Here is a 16,313-nt window from a genome sequence, read left to right on the forward strand (position 1 = left end):
CGGCGGGCAGTGCCCTGCCGCCGTCCTGGCCACGGACGGCCCGTCGTCGATGCGGGAAGGACGCCGGCGGCGATGGGCGTACCACCGCATGGCACCAGTTGCATCGTCCAGCCGCTTCCGCACCGCCGCCGTGCGTTGCATCCAGCAGCGGGCCGCGGCCGGTCAGCGCTCCGGGCCGGGACCGGCATGCGCATCGCGTCCGGACGACCCCGCGTCCGGGCACCGCACTAAAAAGGACCCCGCCATCGGCGGGGTGCCAGGAGTCCGCAGGATCTGCGGTGTCGCACGCCATCTGCGGACGCGTCGTCAAACCAGCGTCGGATACCCCGGCACCGGTGGGGGCACTTCGGCGGTCGGCTGCGGCGGAGGTGGTGGGGCAGGCGGCGCAGGCGGCTGCATCTCCGCACCGGATGGCGGCGCCGGTGGCGCGGGAGGTGCCGGCACGAAGTCCAGTGAACGCATGCGCTCGGGCACGGTGACCTGCACCTGGCGCGCGCTGCGGTCGCGCAGCACCGTGAGCCGCGCCTGCTGGCCCGGCTCCTTCTTCGTCATCTGGCGCATGGCCTCGGCCGGGGTGGCCACCGCCTGGCCTTCGACCTGCTGGATCACGTCGCCGGACTGCAGTCCGGGCAGCGCGCCCCGGGACAGCACCAGCACGCCGCGCTCGGCGCCGAAATAGCGGCCGAGCTGCGCATCCAGCGCGACCAGGTGCAGCCCGTTCCAGCGCAGCGCCTCGCTCAGCAGCGGTGCCTTGCAGTCGTCCCCGCCACAGGCGCCGGGCAGCGACAGCTGCAACACCTCGCTGCGCAGCTGCGGCGCGAGGTCGCGCGCCTGGCCGACGCCGCCTGCCGTTGAGTCACCGCCGAGCCGATGGGCAAACACATGTACCCGCATCGGCTCGGGCGCCACCTCCACCGTCTGCTCGCGACCATCGCGCTGGTAGGTCACCTTGACCTTGCTGCCGGATTCCAGCCGCGACAGCGCCTCGCGCGCGGCCTCGACCCGCGCCTCGCCGTTGGCGCCGGCAATCGCCTCGCCACGGATCCGCAGCAGGCGGTCGCCGCTGCGCAGCCCGGCCTTCTCCGCGCCGCTGCCGGGGGTGACGCCGACGATGCGCACGCCGGCCTGCGGGTCGACGCCGAGGAGCACGCCCAGGCGCGCGCGCGCGGCACCGTCGGCCAGCTGCGCGGCGGCCGCCATGTCGTGGCCGGCCTTGGTGCGCGACAGCTCGGCGACCCGGCGCGCGGCATCGGCCAGCTCCGCACGCGCGCGGGCCAGTTCGGAGCGGGCCTTTGCCATCTCGGCCTCGGCCTGCACGTCTCCGGCCTGTTTCGTCGCGGCGGTGGCGGGCAGCGTGAGCAGGCAGGCGCAGGCCAGCAGCCAGGGCGTGGCGCGTCGATGTTGGTATGCGCGTTTCATCCTGTTGTTCTCCAGTGGATCGCGTGGGTGCCCGGGCTCAATAGACCTGGACCAGGGCGTAGCGGGGATTGGCATCGGCGAACAGCGCATCCCAGCGCTGGTCGCTGGCAACACCGGCAAGGTCGCGCAACGCGGCCACGCGCTGCCGCCAGAGGTCGCTGCGGACCACCGGGTCGAGCGTGCCTTCCGCCAATGCCGCATCGATATCGCCAACCTGTGCCTGCAGTGACAGGGTCAGCACCAGCTGCGCGCCGTCGACCGGTTCGTTGCGTGCCAGCTCGGCCACAAGTGCCTCCAGCCGGGCCGATTCGGCCTGCAGCCTGGCAAGGCCCGGGTCGACGGCCGGAGTGCTTGCGCGGGTGTGCCCGGCAACAGCCGGAGGCTCGTCCCGGGCGGCGGGCGAGGATCGGGGGTGTGCGGCGGACGTTGTCGCCGGGGCGTTGGTGGCGATGGCATCGGTCGCCACCGGCGCGTCGCGCCCGTCGGACGAAGGCAGCACGGTCGGCGGGTCCGCGTGGTTGCCCGCCGCCACTTCCGCCGGCGTCCCATCCGGCGTGCCCTGGCGTACCAGCAACAGCAGCGGAAGCGCGGCAAGCAGCGCGGTGCATGCAGCGATCGCCCAGGGCAGGATCCGGTGCGTGCGGCGCGGCGCCGGAGCCAGCCGCGGCGCGATCCGCTGCCAGGCATCCACCGGCGGAGCCTCCAGCGGCAGCGCGGAGAATGCGTCGCTCCAGCTTCGCGGATCGGGGTGTCGCTCAGTCATCTCTATGCTCCTGGACCTGCAGCAGCGCACGCAGGCGGCGGGTGCCGCGCGCCAGCTGGGATTTGGAGAAACTCGGCGTGCGCTGCATCAGCGCGGCGATCTCCTCATGGGTGTGGCCCTCGGCGTGGTACAGCCACAGCACGCTGCGGGTCGCGTCGGGCAGTGCGGCCAGCGCGCGCTGCAGCGTGGCCGCATCCGCGGCGGCGGGCGGAGGGGCCGCGGTGTCCTCCACGTCGTGGCCATCCAGCGGCAGCACCTGGTCCAGGCGCTTGCCCCGGCGCAGCCGCAGCAGCGCTTCGTTGACCGCGATCTGGCGCAGCCAGCCCCAGAACGGTCCGCTCGCCCGGTACTCGCCGATGCCGCGCAGCACCTTCAGCATGGTGTCCTGCAGCACTTCGCTGGCCTCCTCGCGGTCGCCGCACAGGCGCATGGCCAGGGTGAACACGGGTCGCTCGAACCAGCGGTAGATCTGCTCGAACGCCGCCTGGTCGCCACGCCGCGCACGCGCCAGCAGTCCATCGGGTACCGCGATGGCGAAGGACGAGCGCGGGGCGCCGGGATCCCCGCGGCCGTCGGCGGCAGGCACGGCGACGTGCAGCGCCGCGACGCCATCGGGCGCCGGGGGCGGGGGTATGTCAGGCAGCAGGCCGTGGCTCATCAGTCACATGGATGCCGGAGGTGGCGAAAGCGTCGCAGTCGTTCCGGCCCCGGCGGGATGGCCGCGGGCCGGCCTCCGGTTTCCCGGTCGCGCCCGTGCCTATACTGGGACCGGACAAACACCGGCCGGGATGGCCACAGGAGCATGGGGATGTTCTCTTCGGGTTTCCTTGCGGCAGTGCTGGCGGTCGCCGGCATCATCGTCCTGTTCAAGACCGTGCGCATGGTGCCGCAGGGTTTCGAGTGGACGGTCGAGCGTTTCGGCAAGTACACCCACACCCTCGATCCCGGCCTGCATTTCCTGGTCCCGATCGTCTACGGCATCGGCCGCAAGGTGAACATGATGGAGCAGGTGCTGGACGTGCCCAGCCAGGACGTCATCACCAAGGACAACGCGGTGGTCCGCGTGGACGGCGTCGTGTTCTTCCAGGTGCTGGACGCGGCCAAGGCCGCCTACGAGGTGTCCAACCTTGAAGTGGCGATGATCGCCCTGGTCCAGACCAACATCCGTACCGTGATCGGCTCGATGGACCTGGACGAGTCGCTGAGCCAGCGCGAGGCGATCAACGCCCAGCTGCTGGGAGTGGTCGACCACGCCACCAATCCGTGGGGCGTCAAGGTCACCCGCATCGAGATCCGCGACATCCAGCCGCCGCGCGACCTGGTCGATGCCATGGCCCGGCAGATGAAGGCCGAGCGCGAGAAGCGCGCGCAGATCCTCGAGGCCGAGGGTTCGCGCCAGTCCGAGATCCTGCGCGCCGAAGGCGAGAAGCAGGCCGCGGTGCTGGAGGCCGAGGGCCGCAAGGAAGCCGCGTTCCGCGACGCCGAGGCGCGCGAGCGCCTGGCCGAAGCGGAAGCCAAGGCCACCACGATGGTGTCCGAGGCGATCGCCAAGGGCGACGTCCAGGCAATCAACTACTTCGTCGCACAGAAGTACGTGGAGGCGTTCGCGAAGCTGGCCACCGCGCCGAACCAGAAGTTCGTGCTGATGCCGATGGAGGCCAGCGGCATCCTCGGCTCGCTGGGTGGCGTGGCCGAACTGGCGCGCGAGGCGCTGGCCGGGCAGCAGGCCAACGCTGCGCGCCGCAACGCCCCGCCGCCGCGTCCGGGAGCCTGAGCCATGCGCTGGGACGTAACCACCTGGGCGGTGGCGGCACTGGTCCTGATCGCGGCCGAGACCCTGGCGCCGGGTGCCTTCCTGCTGTGGATGGGCTTCGCCGCCGCGGCGATGCTGCTGCTGGTGCTGTTCCTGCCCGGCATCCCGCTGCTGGCCCAGGTCGCGCTGTTCGTTGTGCTGAGCTTCGTCTCGATCCAGGTCTACCGGCGCTGGTTCCGCAACCGCGGGCGGCAGAGCGACCGGCCGCTGCTCAACCGCCGCGCCGAGCAGAACATCGGCCTGGTGGTGCCGCTGGACCAGGCGATCGTCGGCGGCCGTGGCCGGATCAGGATTGGCGATGCGTTCTGGACCGTGGAAGGCCCCGACCTGCCTGCCGGCACGCCGGTGCGCGTGGTGGCAGCCGACGGCATGACCCTCAAGGTCCAGGAAGCCTGAGGTACAGGGCGCAGGACGATGGCCGGCTGCTGTGGCGGATGCGGGGTCGAGGCGGCCCGCCTGCAGGCGGGGCAGCGCCGGGTCCTGCGCATCGTGCTGTGGGTCAATGCCGCCAGCTTCCTGCTGATGGTTGGCGCCGCGCTCTACTCGCGTTCCAGCGCGCTGCTGTCCGGCGCGCTGGACAACCTCGGCGATGCACTTACCTACGCGCTGAGCCTGGCGGTGGTCGCCTCGTCGCTGCGGGCCAAGGCCTGGGTGGCGATGTTCAAGGCGGCACTGATCCTGGGCGCGGCGCTGGCGGTGGGCGGGGCGATCGCCTGGCGCCTGCTGGTCGATCCGGCCGTGCCGCTGTTCGGCACCATGGGCTGGGCCGGCGCGCTGAACCTGGCGGCCAACCTGTATTGCCTGTGGCTGCTGCGGCCCTGGCGCCATGGCGACGTCAACCTGGCCTCGGCCTACGAGTGCGCGCGCAACGACATCGCCGACGGCCTGGCCGTGCTGCTGGCCGGCGCCCTGGTGTGGCTGACCGGTCGTGGCTGGCCGGACCTGGTGGTGGCCGGCCTGCTGCTGGTGGTGTTCCTCGCCTCGGCCTGGCGGGTGGCGCGCAATGCGGTGGCGGCGCTGCGCGCTGCCTGACCTTGGACACGGTCCGCGCCGGGGCCGCTGGGCGATAATGGCGCTTTCCCTGTTCGAGAGCGCCATGACCCTCAAGACCGTACTCAACGACAGCCACCGCGCCCTCGGCGCGAAGATGGTCGACTTCGGCGGCTGGGACATGCCGATCCATTACGGCTCCCAGATCGACGAACACCACCTGGTGCGGCAGGCGGCCGGCATGTTCGACGTCAGCCACATGACCGTGGTCGACCTGCACGGCGTGCAGGTGCGCCAGTTCCTGCGCCGGCTGCTGGCAAACTCGGTCGACAAGCTCAAGACCAGGGGCAAGGCGCTGTACTCGTGCATGCTCGACGGGCAGGGCGGGGTGATCGACGACCTGATCGCCTACTACCTGGGCGACGACTACTTCCGCCTGGTGGTCAACGCCGCCACCCGCGAGAAGGACCTGGCGTGGATCCGCCAGCAGGCCCAGGCCTTCGGCGTCGAGGTCCGCGAGCGCGCCGAGCTGGCGATCATCGCCGTTCAGGGCCCGCAGGCGCGCGACAAGGTGGTCGGCCTGCTGGCCGAGGCCGACCGCGAGCGCGCCGCTGGCCTGGCACGGTTCGCCGCGATCGATGTCGCCTCGGCCGGCGGCATCCCGCTGTTCCTGGCGCGTACCGGCTACACCGGCGAGGACGGCTTCGAGGTGGTGCTGCCGCAGGACCAGGCGGTGGCGTTCTGGAACGCGCTGCTGGAGGCGGGTGTCAAGCCGGCCGGCCTCGGCGCGCGCGACACCCTGCGCCTGGAAGCGGGCATGAACCTCTACGGCCAGGACATGGACGAGTCGACCACGCCCTGGGAATCGGGCCTTGGCTGGACGGTCTCGCTGGACGAGGGCCGCGACTTCATCGGCCGCGCCGCGCTGGAGGCGCAGAAGGCCGCGGGCGTGCCGCGCCAGCTGGTCGGCCTGGTGATGGACGAGCGCGGCGTGCTGCGCCACGGCCAGAAGGTTCTGGCCGCCGGCGGCGAGGGCGAGATCCTGTCCGGTACGTTCTCCCCGACCCTGGGCAAGGCGATCGCGCTGGCGCGCATCCCGGCCGGCGAGCCGGGCCAGGTGCGGGTCGACATCCGCGGGCGCGAGGTGCCGGTGCGGGTGGTGAAGTTCCCGTTCGTCCGCGAGGGCCAGGCCCAGCCGGGCGTGCTCGCCTGAGCCTGCAGGTGCAACGACGGTTTACCTTGGAAGGTGCGCTACTTAGACTAGCCGCCGTTCCCATACCCCCAGCGCGAGCGGAGTTTCCACATGAGCGAGATCCCCGGCGACCTCAAGTTCCTCAAGTCCCACGAGTGGGTCCGTGCCGAAGGCAACGGCCGCGTCACCGTGGGTATCTCCGACCACGCACAGTCGCTGCTGGGCGACCTGGTGTACGTGGAACTGCCGAACGTCGGCGACAGCGTCGAGGCGGGCAACGCCGTGGCGGTGGTCGAGTCGGTCAAGGCGGCCTCGGACGTCTACAGCCCGGTGACCGGCAAGGTCGCCGAGGTCAACACCGCCCTGGCCGACAAGCCGGAGACGATCAACGAGGATGCCTACGGCGAAGGCTGGCTGTTCGTGGTCGAAGGCGTGGACAACGAGCAGCTCGCCGAGCTGCTCTCGCCGGACGACTACGCCGAAGTGATCGAGGGCGAGGACGACTGACCGTCCATCGCCGGCCACCGGCTTCGACCGACGCCCGCCACCTCGGCGGGCGTCGTCGTTTCCGGCTCCTGGAATTCCCTGGGGCACGTTCGTCGTCGCCTCCGCGATGCGTCGTCTCACTCCGCCGGCGTGCCGACGAAGGCACGCGTGCCGCCTCCAGCGCCTGCGCAGTTCTGCGCAAATCGGCTTGTGCGACGCGAAAAGGATCGGTTGCGGCGAAAAAAAATCGCACCGGTCCAAGCGCGCCGGTACGCCCTCCACCGGCACCACGCGGCCTGCGCCCGCGGCACGCCCGGACAAGGTGCGTCGATAGCACTGCAAGAAAAACCACTTGTTTTCCGCATCCGTTTGCAATGCATCGCAAGGGCGCGCGATGCGCGCCGTCGAATGCCGCGTCGTGCGCCGCGCCGCGCCGGTGAGCATGGCGTGCAGGCCCGGCGAAGAAACGCGCGCGCGGGTGTTGACAGTAAAAAAAACCGTGATTAGGTTTCGCCCAGCAGACGCTGCCTGCCGAAGCGAGTGAGTCGAATCAACACCACAACGCGAAGCAAAACCCGGGCATCCGCCACGACGTTCAAGCCGGTGGACAGGACGCTCTTCCCCCGAGCAAAAGCAGCGACCCCCCAGATTCCCGCCCGCGCCATCGCATCGCGCGGGCGAAACCGTATCCGCATCGACGTGCCTGGCGCGCCGACGGACTACCCGCTGCACGCGCGGCGGGCTTTCGCGACTGGGCGTTAACCCAACCGCAAATCACTGACGAGGAGCTACACCATGGCTGTGAAGAAAGCTGCGAAGAAGAAACCCGCCGCCAAGAAGGCGGTGAAGAAGGTCGCCAAGAAGGCCACCGCCAAGAAGACCGCCGCCAAGAAGCCGGCTGCGAAGAAGGTCGCCAAGAAGGCCACCGCGAAGAAGGCGGTGAAGAAGGTCGCCAAGAAGGCCACCGCGAAGAAGACCACCAAGAAGGCTGCTCCGAAGAAGGCCGCCAAGAAGGTCGCCAAGAAGTCGACCGCGAAGAAGGCCACCAAGAAGGCTGCTCCGAAGAAGGCCGCCAAGAAGGTTGCCAAGAAGGTTGCCAAGAAGGCCACCAAGAAGACCGCTGCCAAGAAGCCGGCTGCGAAGAAGGTCGCCAAGAAGGCCACCAAGAAGGCTGCCCCGAAGAAGGCTGCCAAGAAGGCTGCTCCGAAGAAGGCTGCTCCGAAGAAGGCCGCCAAGAAGAAGCAGGCCCCGGTTGCCCTGCCGGCGACCCCGGCTCCGCTGATCTGATCAGCTTCCGATTACCGTAGTACCCCATGACTCCCTCCCCGGTAGCCCAGCGGGGAGGGAGTTTTTTCTTCCGCGTTCTTCGCGGGCAGGTGGCAGGGCGGCGCGCGACGGCGTCCGGGATCGCATCACGAACCCACCGGCCCGGGCGCCCGGCTTCGACGCCATCATGGTGCCGCCCACCGCGCGGCACGCGTGACCCACGCAGGAAGGGCCCTTGCGGACCCTTGCGTCAGTCTGTCTTCCCGATGCTCGTAGCCGGGTAGGCGAAGCGCACCCGGGGAGCTGGTGCCAGGTGCGATCAGCGCGGCGAGGCGGCGGCGCGGCGTGCCGAGGTACCGCGTGCGGGAGTGGCCGGCGCCTCCTGGCGTTCGACCATCAGGTTGTCCGAACCGAAGTCGACGTCCACGTCCAGCCAGCGCTGCGCAGGCAGGCCCAGGGCCTGGTCGATGATGGTCGGCAGCATGCCGGACGGCAGCGAGCTCTCGCTGTTCCAGAGGATGGCCACGCCCAGGTCGCGGCCGGGCAGGATCGCGGTGAGGCCGCGGTAGCCCTGCACCGCGCCGGCATGGAACACCACTTCCTCGCCGGCGTAGTCGAACACCCGCCAGCCCAGGGCGTAGGCGGCGGAGTTGACCCGCTCGCGGCGCCAGCCCGAACGCATCTCGCCGGGGGTTGGCACCACCGGTGCGTGCAGGGTCGCCAGCAGCGGCGCCGGCAGCACGTCCGGGCGATGACCGGTGTGCGCCAGCAGCCACTGCGCCATGTCGCTGGCGCTGGCGTTTACGCCGGCGGCCGGCGGCAGGCGGTAGTAGGTCGGCTTGGGCTTGATTGCCACCCAGCCGTTGCGGCTGCGCACGTGCGGGCGCGCCCAGCGGCTGCTGGACTCGATGCCCGTCAGGCCCAGGCTTGCATCGCTCATGCCCAGCGGCTCGAAGATCCGGCGCTGGACTTCCTGCTCGTAGAACTTGCCGGTGGCGGCGAACACCACGTCGCCGACCAGGCTGAAGGCCACGTTCTGGTAGGCGTAGCACTGGCCCGGCGCGCACTGCATCGGCGCGTCGGCCAGCTTCTGCGCCACCGTGTAGTACTCGGCGTTGGCCTCGATGTCGCGGTCGTAGGCGTTGTGCGCGCGCAGCCCGACGCTGTGGCTGAGCAGGTCGGAGACGGTGACCTTGCGGGTGTAGGCCTCGTCGGCCAGGCGGAAGCCCGGTACGTAGTCGGCGACCCTGCTGTCCCAGCGCAGGCTGCCGTCGTTGACCAGCAGGCCGGCCATGGTGCCGGCGAAGGCCTTGGACAGCGAGGCGAGGCGGAACACGGTGTGGCCGTCGACCGGTTCGGGACGGGCGACGTCGGTGACGCCGTATCCTCGCGCACTGAGCACGCGACCGCCCTGTACGATGGTCATCGCCATGCCGGGAACGCGCTGGCCCTGCACGAGCTGTTCGGCCATGGCCTCGAACAGGGCCACGTCGAAACCCGCGGCCGGCGGCTCCACGGCGCGTGTGGCGGTGTCGCGGTAGGGCAGCGGTTGGGTGGGCGGGGGCGGCGTGGCCGAAAGGGTCGGCGTGCGGGCGGTGGACGGGATGGCCAGCCCAAGCATCAACGCCAGGGAGGCGAGCCTGAGGGCCCGGGGTGCCAGTGCGCGGCCCGCCTTGGCGGACCGGTGATTGCGCCCGTCTCTCATTGCTTCCCACCTGTGATTTACTGCTGTAACCGATTCTAGCGCCGGTTTTCCGGAATGCACAAACAAGGAGAAGATGAATGGGCAGTTTGTTGATCCTGTTGGTAATTCTGGGCCTCGTGGTGGTCCTGGCCGGCTGGGCGATCGGGATCTACAACGGCCTGGTCACCGCCCGCAACGCGTGGAAGAACGCCTTCGCCCAGATCGACGTGCAGCTGCAGCGCCGGTTCGACCTGATCCCCAACTTGGTGGAGACCGCCAAGGCCTACATGGGCCATGAGCGGCAGACCCTGGAAGCGGTGATCGCCGCGCGCTCGGCTGCGCAGGCGGGCCTGGCCGCGGCCAAGGCCAATCCCGGCGATCCGGCGGCGATGGCCGAACTGGCGGCCAGCCAGGGCCAGCTCAACGGCGTGCTGGGCCGGCTGATGGCGGTGGCCGAGGCCTATCCGGACCTGAAGGCCAACCAGAACATGATGCAGCTGTCCGAGGAACTGACCTCGACCGAGAACCGGGTCGCCTTCGCGCGCCAGGCCTACAACGACGCGGTGATGGCCTACAACAACCGGCGCGAGGTGTTCCCCTCCAGCGTGGTGGCCGGTGCGTTCAACTTCGCTCCCGCCGCGCTGCTGGAACCGCCGGCTGAAAAGGCCGCGCAGGTGCGCGAGGCCCCGCGCGTCCAGTTCTGATCCCCGTTCCCGGCGGCCACGCCCACGCGTCGTGAGCGACGCGGCGGGCGGGGCATGCCGGGCGTCGACCAGGTATCCGTGCCGATGAACTTCTTCGAACAACAGGAGCAGGCCCGCCGCGGCTCGTTCCGGCTGGTGCTGCTGTTCGCCGTGGCGGTGGCGTGCATCGTGCTGGCGGTGGACGCGGTGGTGCTGCTGTTCACCGGCAGCATCGGTGGCGCGGTCGCTGCGACGGTACTGACCCTCGCGGTGATCGGCCTCGGCTCGCTCTACCGTGTGGCCTCGCTGCGTGGTGGTGGCGCCGCGATCGCCGCGCAGATGGGTGGCACCTGGGTGCCGGAGGACACCCGCGATCCACTGCTGCGCCGCCTGCGCAACGTGGTCGAGGAAGTGGCCATCGCCTCGGGCGTGCCGGTGCCCAAGCTGTTCGTGATGGAGGACGAGGCGGGCATCAACGCCTTCGCCGCCGGCTACAGCCCGTCGGATGCCGCCATCGCCGTGACCCGTGGCGCGCTGGAGCGGCTCAACCGCGACGAGCTGCAGGGCGTGATCGCGCACGAGTTCAGCCATGTGCTCAACGGCGACATGCGCCTGAACATCCGCCTGGTCGGCGTGCTGTTCGGGATCATGATGCTGGCCCTGATCGGCCAGCGCATCCTCGTGTACGGGCGCCTGGGCCGCAGCCGCGACGGCGCGCCGCTGCTGGTCGCGGCGCTGGTGGCGGTGGTGGTCGGCAGCATCGGCGTGTTCTTCGGGCGCCTGATCAAGGCCGGCGTCAGCCGCCAGCGCGAATACCTGGCCGATGCCTCGGCGGTGCAGTTCACCCGCCAGACCCAGGGCCTGGCCGGCGCGCTGAAGAAGATCGGAGGCCTGCACGAGGGCTCCCGACTTGCCAACCGCGCCGAGGCCGAGGAGATCGGGCACATGCTGTTCGGCGAGGGCATGGCGCTGTCGTCGTGGATGGCGACCCATCCGCCGCTGGTCGAGCGCATCCGCCGCCTCGAGCCTTCGTTCGACCCGCGCCAGCTGCAGCAGCTGGAAGCGCGCTGGCGCGTGGCGCCGCCCGATGGCCTGGCCGAGGACGCGGCGCTGGGCCTGGCCGCGCGCGACGCCAGGCCCGGCGGCCCGCCGCCCCTGCCTTCGCGCGGTGCGCGGATGGCTGTCGTGCCTGCGGCGGTATCCGGCCAGGTCGCCGCGCCTGCCGAGGACGATTACCGCCAGGCCCATGACCTGGTGGAAAGCCTGGATCCCGGGCTGCGCGAACTGGCGCGTCAGCGCGACCTGGCCATGCCGCTGCTGCTGGGCATGGTGCTGGACGCCGATCCTTCGATTGCCGACCGCCAGCTGCAGGAGATCTCCGCACGCTGTGGCGCCCCCGTGGCCGCACGCGCCCGCCAGCTGCGCCAGGAGCAGCTGCAGTCGCTGCATCCGGCGCTGCGACTGCCGCTGGCGGCGCTCGCGTTCCCGGTGCTGCGCCAGCGCCCACGCCCGGAGCTGGACGCCTTCCTCGACGCGATCGATGCGGTGGTCCACGCCGATGGCCGGGTGTCGGTATTCGAGTACTGCCTGTCGCGGCTGCTGCAGGTGCAGGTGCGCGAAGCACTGGATCCGTCGCGGTACACGCGCTTCGGCCACAACAAGGCGCCGAGCGTGCGTCGCGAGTTCTCGGTGCTGCTGGCGGTCCTGGCCCAGGCCGGACATCCCGGCGACCACCAGGCCGCGCAGCGCGCCTACCTGGCCGGCCTGCAGCGGGTACTCCAGCGCGACCATATGCCGTACGCACCACCTGCGCAGGGCGTGCAGGCGCTGGACGAGGTCTGGGAGCCGCTGGATGCGTTGGCGCCGCCGGCCAAGCAGGTGCTGGTCGAGGCCCTGGTCGACGCGGTCTCGCACGACGGCCAGGTCAGCGTGGCCGAAGCCGAGCTGCTGCGCACCGTGTGTGGCGTGCTGCACTGCCCGCTGCCGGCACTGCTGAGTCGCTGACCAGAAAACCGGGGTCAGAGTGCGATTTCCGCGCCTGGTCCAGGGCCCCGTGATGGTCGTGCGTGCAGCGCGCACGCCAGGCCGTCAGGCGGCGCGGCCGCGCAGCAGGTCGGCGGTGCGCTCGGCGATCATGATCACCGGCGCATTGGTGTTGCCTCCGGGCAGCTCCGGCATCACCGAGGCATCGACCACGCGCAGGCCGTCGATGCCGCGCACCCGCAGCTGCGGGTCGACCACGGCTGCCGCGTCCTTGCCCATGCGGCAGGTGCCGGCTGGGTGGTAGATGGTCTCGGCCTTGCCGCGCACGAACTGTTCCAGCTCCGCGTCCGGCAGGTCGGTGCGCGACGGATGGATCGGTTCGCCCAGGTAGCGGGCGAAGGCCGGCTGCGACAGCAGCTGCCGCGACAGCCGTGCGCACTCGACCATCACCGCCAGGTCGAAGCCTTCCGGATCGGACAGGTAGTTGGCGTGGATCCGCACCGGGCTGCGCGGGTCGGCGTCGCGCAGGGCAATCCGGCCGCGGCTGCGCGGACGCAGGAAGCAGGCGTGCACGGTCAGGCCGTCGCCGGGCAGGCGGTTGCGGCCATGGTCGTCGAGCATGGCCGGGACGAAATGGAACTGCACGTCCGGGCGGTCATCGCTGGCCAGGCTCGAGCGCACGAAGCCGCCAGCCTCGGCGATGTTGCTGGTGCCGGCGCCACGGCGGCCGCGCAGGAAGTAGTCGAACGCGATCTTCAGCTCGCTGGCGCGATCGTAACTCAGGCCGGGCGGGCAGTGGTGCAGGGTGCAGATGTCGAGGTGGTCCTGCAGGTTGGCGCCGACGCCGGGCAGGTCGGCGACCACCGGTATGCCGTGTGCGCGCAGCTCGTCGGCCGGGCCGATGCCGGACAGCATCAGCACCTGCGGCGAGTTCACCGCGCCGGCGCTGAGCAGGATCTCGCCGGCCTCGGCGCGATGGGCGCGCCGGCCGGTGTGGTACTCGACCGCCCGGGCGCGGCCGCCTTCGACCACGATCCGCATCACCATCGCGCCGGTGACGATCTCCAGGTTCGGACGCGACCGGGCTGGCGCCAGGTAGGCAGCCGCGGCCGAGCAGCGCGCGCCGTCGCGCTGGGTGACCTGGTAGAAGCCGAATCCTTCCTGTGACGGCCCATTGAAGTCGTCATTGCGTGGCCAGCCGGCCTGCACGCCGGATTCGACGAAGGCTTCCGCCAGTGGATTGCGATGGCGAAGGTCGGATACGCACAGCGGACCGTCGGCACCGTGCAACGCGCCGGCGCCACGGGTGTTGCCCTCGGCACGGCGGAAGTACGGCAGCACGGTCTCCCAGTCCCAGCCTTCGGCACCGGCCGCGGCCCAGGCGTCGTAGTCCCCGGGCACGCCGCGGGTGTAGCACATGGCATTGATCGAGCTGCAGCCGCCCAGCACCTTGCCGCGCGGCCACCACAGCCGGCGCCCGAGCAGCTGCGGCTCCGGCTCGGTGGTGTAGTCCCAGTTGATGTCGCGCTGGTTGACCAGGCGGCCGAGGCCGGCGGGCATGTGGATCAACGGATGCCAGTCGCGCGGCCCGGCTTCCAGCAGCAGCACCCGGCAGGCGGGGTCCTCGCTGAGGCGCGCGGCCAGCACGCAGCCGGCCGAGCCGGCACCGATGATCACGTAGTCGTACATGCGTTCCCCTGTCGCGCCGGTCGGCGTGCATGAATGCTGGCGGGGGTGTCGCTGGGACGCAAGCGTGATCCTGTTCCCCGACCGCGTGGGGCGAAGGGAGCGCCTGCAGGGCGGAGGCACGAGGAAGCACGGGCGCGTCGATGGGCTCCTGGCCGCGCTGCATCTGGTCCCTGCCCGAGCGAGTGGTGGGCAACGTGCCCTCGCCACGATGGCCGGGGTCCCGGCCCTCTCCCAGATCCCTCTATCCGCGGGAGAGGTGCTGGAAGGCGCGACCGCTGGCGACAGGGGCCGGGTTCGATAAACTGCGCGCCTTCCGGCCGTCCCCCGGCCAGCAGCGGGCCCCACGACGCATGACCCCGAGCACCGACGATCCGAACCGCCGCCGCGGCCTGCGGCAGGCGCTGGACCAGCTCGGGGTGGATTCGCCGGCCCTGTGGTGGTCGCTGCTCTATTTCTTCTGCCTGCTCACCGGCTACTACGTGCTGCGCCCGGTCCGCGAGGCGATGGCGGCTTCCAGCGACATCGAGGCGATCTTCCCGCACGGGATGATCGCGTTCTTCGCCGACCGCGGCGTGTCGCTGGGCGAGTTCGCGCTGCAGGTGATCTTCACCTCGGTGTTCCTGATCATGCTGGTGCTGCAGCCGGTGTACGGCTGGCTGGTCAGCCGCTTCCCGCGGCGGGTGTTCCTGCCGGTGATATATGGCTTCTTCATCCTGACCCTGCTGCTGTTCTATGCGATGTTCGACAGCGGCATGCCCGGGCGCGGGCTGGCCTTCATCCTCTGGATCACGGTGTTCAACCTGTTCGCGGTGGCCGTGTTCTGGAGCTTCATGGCCGACGTGTTCGACAACGTCCAGGCGCGCGCCTGCTACGGCTACATCGGCGCGGCCGGCACCGTCGGCGCCTTCCTCGGTCCGCTGCTGACCAAGGCCCTGGTGACCCGGCTCGGGGTGGCCAACATGATGCTGGTTTCGGCGGTCATGCTGGTGCTGTGCGTGGTCTGCCTGTTGCGCCTGCGGCACTATGCCGTGCGCCGCGAGCGCGCGCGCAAGCTGGCCAGCGGCGAGCAGCCGATGGGCGGCGAGGTCCTGGCCGGACTGAAGCTGATCGCGCGCGAGCCGCTGCTGCGCTGGCTGGCGCTGATGGTGGTGATGGGCGTGGGCGTGGGCACCCTGCTGTACAACGAGCAGAACGCGATCGCCCGCACCGCGTTCAGCAATGCCGAGCAGCGCGCGAATTTCTTCGCCACCCTGGACCTGGCGGTCAACACCCTGACCCTGGTGGTGCAGCTGCTGCTGACCCGGAAGATCCTGTCGCGCTTCGGCATCGCCCCGGCGCTGCTGATCCCGGGCTGCGCCATCATCCTCGGCTTCTCGATCCTCGCCGCCTCGCCGCTGCCGATCATGGTCGCGATCGTCCAGGTGGTGACCCGGGCCAGCGAGTTCTCCCTGGCCAAGCCGGCGCGCGAGACGATCTACACCCGGGTGGGGCGCGAATGGCGCTACAAGGCCGGCGCGGCGATCGACACGGTCATCTACCGCGGCGGCGACCTGACCTTCGTCTGGCTGCACAAGCTGCTGTCGGCGTTCGGCTCCAACGTGGTGTTCGGCGCCGGCCTGCTGGTGGCCGGCACGATGACCTTTGGCGCGTGGCGGCTGCTGCGCGAGGAGCGCAAGCTGCCTCCCGAGCGGGCGGGGTGACATCCGGCGTCGTAGGCCAAGGTAAGCCGAGGCCGCATCCGGGAGGCGCGCGGAGACGACGCAATCTGGGATGACGCGCCTCCCCGGTTCTCTCCGGATGGAAAGGCGGACCTGGCGGCGCTTCGCTTGTCCGGACTACAGGGTTACCGCGGCGGACGCGGCGAGACCCACATGCTGATCCGGGCGCGGAACACGGCCTCGCCGGCGGCGTTGCTGGCCTCGACCAGTACCGGCAGGGCGTAGCCCTCGGTCGCTTCGACCAGCGGCGCCTCCGGCGTGGCCACGGCGCGGATCGTGCCCATCGCCTTCTGCAGGTACGCGACCTCCATGCCGCGCGGGATCCAGCGCATCGAAGGCGGCAGGCTGGCGTCGGTCATCAGGCCGGCGACCAGCTCGGCCAGGTTGCACATGGCGATCGCGTGCACCGTGCCGATGTGGTTGCTGACCTTGCGGCGGTGGCGGATCGTGCCCTCGCAGCGGCCGGGCTGCAGCATGGTGATGCGCGGGGCGATGCTGGCGAAGTAGGGCGCCTTGAAGCAGACCGCGCGCGAGAACAGCCATTGGCCGGCGGGCCAGCGCTGCATGCGGCGGTACAGGCGCAGCAGGGTCGTATCTGTCATTGCCATTCCTCCATTTTCCGATGGC

Annotated in this window: 15 protein-coding genes; 9 read left to right on the forward strand and 6 right to left on the reverse strand. The window is 70.6% G+C overall.

Annotation, left to right across the window (positions count from 1 at the left end; all coding sequences use genetic code 11):
• Positions 1-306: 306 nt before the first annotated feature.
• The 3 genes from PSESU_RS02540 to PSESU_RS02550 are packed head-to-tail and all read right to left on the reverse strand — an operon-like array spanning position 307 to position 2,840.
• The gene (locus PSESU_RS02540) at positions 307-1,419 is read right to left on the reverse strand and encodes a PDZ domain-containing protein (RefSeq protein WP_013534199.1); all 1,113 of its coding nucleotides are present in this window, start codon (positions 1,417-1,419) and stop codon (positions 307-309) included.
• A gap of 37 nt (positions 1,420-1,456) precedes the next feature.
• Positions 1,457-2,182, reverse strand: a complete 726-nt coding sequence (locus PSESU_RS02545) for a hypothetical protein (RefSeq protein ID WP_013534200.1) — start codon at positions 2,180-2,182, stop codon at positions 1,457-1,459.
• Positions 2,175-2,840 (reverse strand): RNA polymerase sigma factor, encoded by a 666-nt coding sequence (locus PSESU_RS02550; RefSeq protein ID WP_013534201.1) that lies wholly within the window; start codon positions 2,838-2,840, stop codon positions 2,175-2,177. Before PSESU_RS02550 ends, PSESU_RS02545 begins: the two co-directional genes overlap by 8 nt.
• 150 nt (positions 2,841-2,990) lie before the next feature.
• Here PSESU_RS02550 and PSESU_RS02555 point away from each other — a divergent pair, with 150 nt between their 5' ends.
• The 6 genes from PSESU_RS02555 to PSESU_RS02580 all read left to right on the forward strand — a co-directional run bounded on the left by PSESU_RS02555 (position 2,991) and on the right by PSESU_RS02580 (position 7,950).
• The gene (locus PSESU_RS02555) at positions 2,991-3,956 is read left to right on the forward strand and encodes an SPFH domain-containing protein (protein ID WP_013534202.1); all 966 of its coding nucleotides are present in this window, start codon (positions 2,991-2,993) and stop codon (positions 3,954-3,956) included.
• A gap of 3 nt (positions 3,957-3,959) precedes the next feature.
• On the forward strand, positions 3,960-4,391 hold the full coding sequence (locus PSESU_RS02560) for an NfeD family protein (protein ID WP_013534203.1): 432 nt from the start codon (positions 3,960-3,962) through the stop codon (positions 4,389-4,391).
• An 18-nt stretch (positions 4,392-4,409) separates the two neighbouring features.
• The gene (locus PSESU_RS02565; RefSeq protein WP_013534204.1) at positions 4,410-5,027 is read left to right on the forward strand and encodes a cation transporter; all 618 of its coding nucleotides are present in this window, start codon (positions 4,410-4,412) and stop codon (positions 5,025-5,027) included.
• A gap of 64 nt (positions 5,028-5,091) precedes the next feature.
• The gene (gcvT, locus tag PSESU_RS02570; protein ID WP_041764368.1) at positions 5,092-6,198 is read left to right on the forward strand and encodes a glycine cleavage system aminomethyltransferase GcvT; all 1,107 of its coding nucleotides are present in this window, start codon (positions 5,092-5,094) and stop codon (positions 6,196-6,198) included.
• A gap of 90 nt (positions 6,199-6,288) precedes the next feature.
• On the forward strand, positions 6,289-6,684 hold the full coding sequence (gene gcvH / locus PSESU_RS02575; RefSeq protein WP_013534206.1) for a glycine cleavage system protein GcvH: 396 nt from the start codon (positions 6,289-6,291) through the stop codon (positions 6,682-6,684).
• A gap of 774 nt (positions 6,685-7,458) precedes the next feature.
• Entirely contained in the window at positions 7,459-7,950 is a 492-nt protein-coding gene (locus tag PSESU_RS02580; RefSeq protein WP_013534207.1) for a hypothetical protein, read from the forward strand.
• 298 nt (positions 7,951-8,248) lie between these two features.
• Here PSESU_RS02580 and PSESU_RS02585 read toward each other — a convergent pair whose 3' ends face one another.
• Entirely contained in the window at positions 8,249-9,550 is a 1,302-nt protein-coding gene (locus tag PSESU_RS02585; protein WP_041763783.1) for a serine hydrolase domain-containing protein, read from the reverse strand.
• 161 nt (positions 9,551-9,711) lie between these two features.
• Here PSESU_RS02585 and PSESU_RS02590 point away from each other — a divergent pair, with 161 nt between their 5' ends.
• Together PSESU_RS02590 and PSESU_RS02595 are read left to right on the forward strand one after the other, a co-directional pair.
• On the forward strand, positions 9,712-10,317 hold the full coding sequence (locus PSESU_RS02590) for a LemA family protein (RefSeq protein WP_013534209.1): 606 nt from the start codon (positions 9,712-9,714) through the stop codon (positions 10,315-10,317).
• 54 nt (positions 10,318-10,371) lie between these two features.
• A complete protein-coding gene (locus PSESU_RS02595) occupies positions 10,372-12,300 on the forward strand; it encodes a M48 family metallopeptidase (protein WP_013534210.1) in 1,929 nt (642 codons plus the stop codon).
• Positions 12,301-12,384: 84 nt separating this feature from the next.
• Here the strand turns inward: PSESU_RS02595 and PSESU_RS02600 are convergent, their stop codons facing one another.
• Positions 12,385-13,968, reverse strand: a complete 1,584-nt coding sequence (locus PSESU_RS02600) for a GMC family oxidoreductase (RefSeq protein WP_013534211.1) — start codon at positions 13,966-13,968, stop codon at positions 12,385-12,387.
• A gap of 350 nt (positions 13,969-14,318) precedes the next feature.
• Here PSESU_RS02600 and PSESU_RS02610 point away from each other — a divergent pair, with 350 nt between their 5' ends.
• On the forward strand, positions 14,319-15,668 hold the full coding sequence (locus PSESU_RS02610) for an NTP/NDP exchange transporter (RefSeq protein ID WP_013534212.1): 1,350 nt from the start codon (positions 14,319-14,321) through the stop codon (positions 15,666-15,668).
• 143 nt (positions 15,669-15,811) lie between these two features.
• On the opposite strand, the gene PSESU_RS02615 is transcribed toward PSESU_RS02610, so the two are convergent.
• Complete coding sequence (locus PSESU_RS02615) at positions 15,812-16,288, reverse strand: hotdog fold domain-containing protein (protein ID WP_013534213.1); 477 nt, start codon at positions 16,286-16,288, stop codon at positions 15,812-15,814.
• Positions 16,289-16,313: the final 25 nt, after the last annotated feature.

The sequence above is a fragment of the Pseudoxanthomonas suwonensis 11-1 genome, assembly GCF_000185965.1.
In the GTDB taxonomy this organism is placed as follows: domain Bacteria; phylum Pseudomonadota; class Gammaproteobacteria; order Xanthomonadales; family Xanthomonadaceae; genus Pseudoxanthomonas; species Pseudoxanthomonas suwonensis_A.

Excerpts from the sequence above, each read along its gene's own strand:
- PSESU_RS02540 (WP_013534199.1), bottom strand. The coding sequence starts at position 1,419 with ATGAAACGCGCATACCAACATCGACGCGCCACGCCCTGGCTGCTGGCC.
- PSESU_RS02545 (WP_013534200.1), bottom strand. The coding sequence starts at position 2,182 with ATGACTGAGCGACACCCCGATCCGCGAAGCTGGAGCGACGCATTCTCC.
- PSESU_RS02550 (WP_013534201.1), bottom strand. The coding sequence starts at position 2,840 with ATGAGCCACGGCCTGCTGCCTGACATACCCCCGCCCCCGGCGCCCGAT.
- PSESU_RS02555 (WP_013534202.1), top strand. The coding sequence starts at position 2,991 with ATGTTCTCTTCGGGTTTCCTTGCGGCAGTGCTGGCGGTCGCCGGCATC.
- PSESU_RS02560 (WP_013534203.1), top strand. The coding sequence starts at position 3,960 with ATGCGCTGGGACGTAACCACCTGGGCGGTGGCGGCACTGGTCCTGATC.
- PSESU_RS02565 (WP_013534204.1), top strand. The coding sequence starts at position 4,410 with ATGGCCGGCTGCTGTGGCGGATGCGGGGTCGAGGCGGCCCGCCTGCAG.
- gcvT (WP_041764368.1), top strand. The coding sequence starts at position 5,092 with ATGACCCTCAAGACCGTACTCAACGACAGCCACCGCGCCCTCGGCGCG.
- gcvH (WP_013534206.1), top strand. The coding sequence starts at position 6,289 with ATGAGCGAGATCCCCGGCGACCTCAAGTTCCTCAAGTCCCACGAGTGG.
- PSESU_RS02580 (WP_013534207.1), top strand. The coding sequence starts at position 7,459 with ATGGCTGTGAAGAAAGCTGCGAAGAAGAAACCCGCCGCCAAGAAGGCG.
- PSESU_RS02585 (WP_041763783.1), bottom strand. The coding sequence starts at position 9,550 with ATGCTTGGGCTGGCCATCCCGTCCACCGCCCGCACGCCGACCCTTTCG.
- PSESU_RS02590 (WP_013534209.1), top strand. The coding sequence starts at position 9,712 with ATGGGCAGTTTGTTGATCCTGTTGGTAATTCTGGGCCTCGTGGTGGTC.
- PSESU_RS02595 (WP_013534210.1), top strand. The coding sequence starts at position 10,372 with ATGCCGGGCGTCGACCAGGTATCCGTGCCGATGAACTTCTTCGAACAA.
- PSESU_RS02600 (WP_013534211.1), bottom strand. The coding sequence starts at position 13,968 with ATGTACGACTACGTGATCATCGGTGCCGGCTCGGCCGGCTGCGTGCTG.
- PSESU_RS02610 (WP_013534212.1), top strand. The coding sequence starts at position 14,319 with ATGACCCCGAGCACCGACGATCCGAACCGCCGCCGCGGCCTGCGGCAG.
- PSESU_RS02615 (WP_013534213.1), bottom strand. The coding sequence starts at position 16,288 with ATGACAGATACGACCCTGCTGCGCCTGTACCGCCGCATGCAGCGCTGG.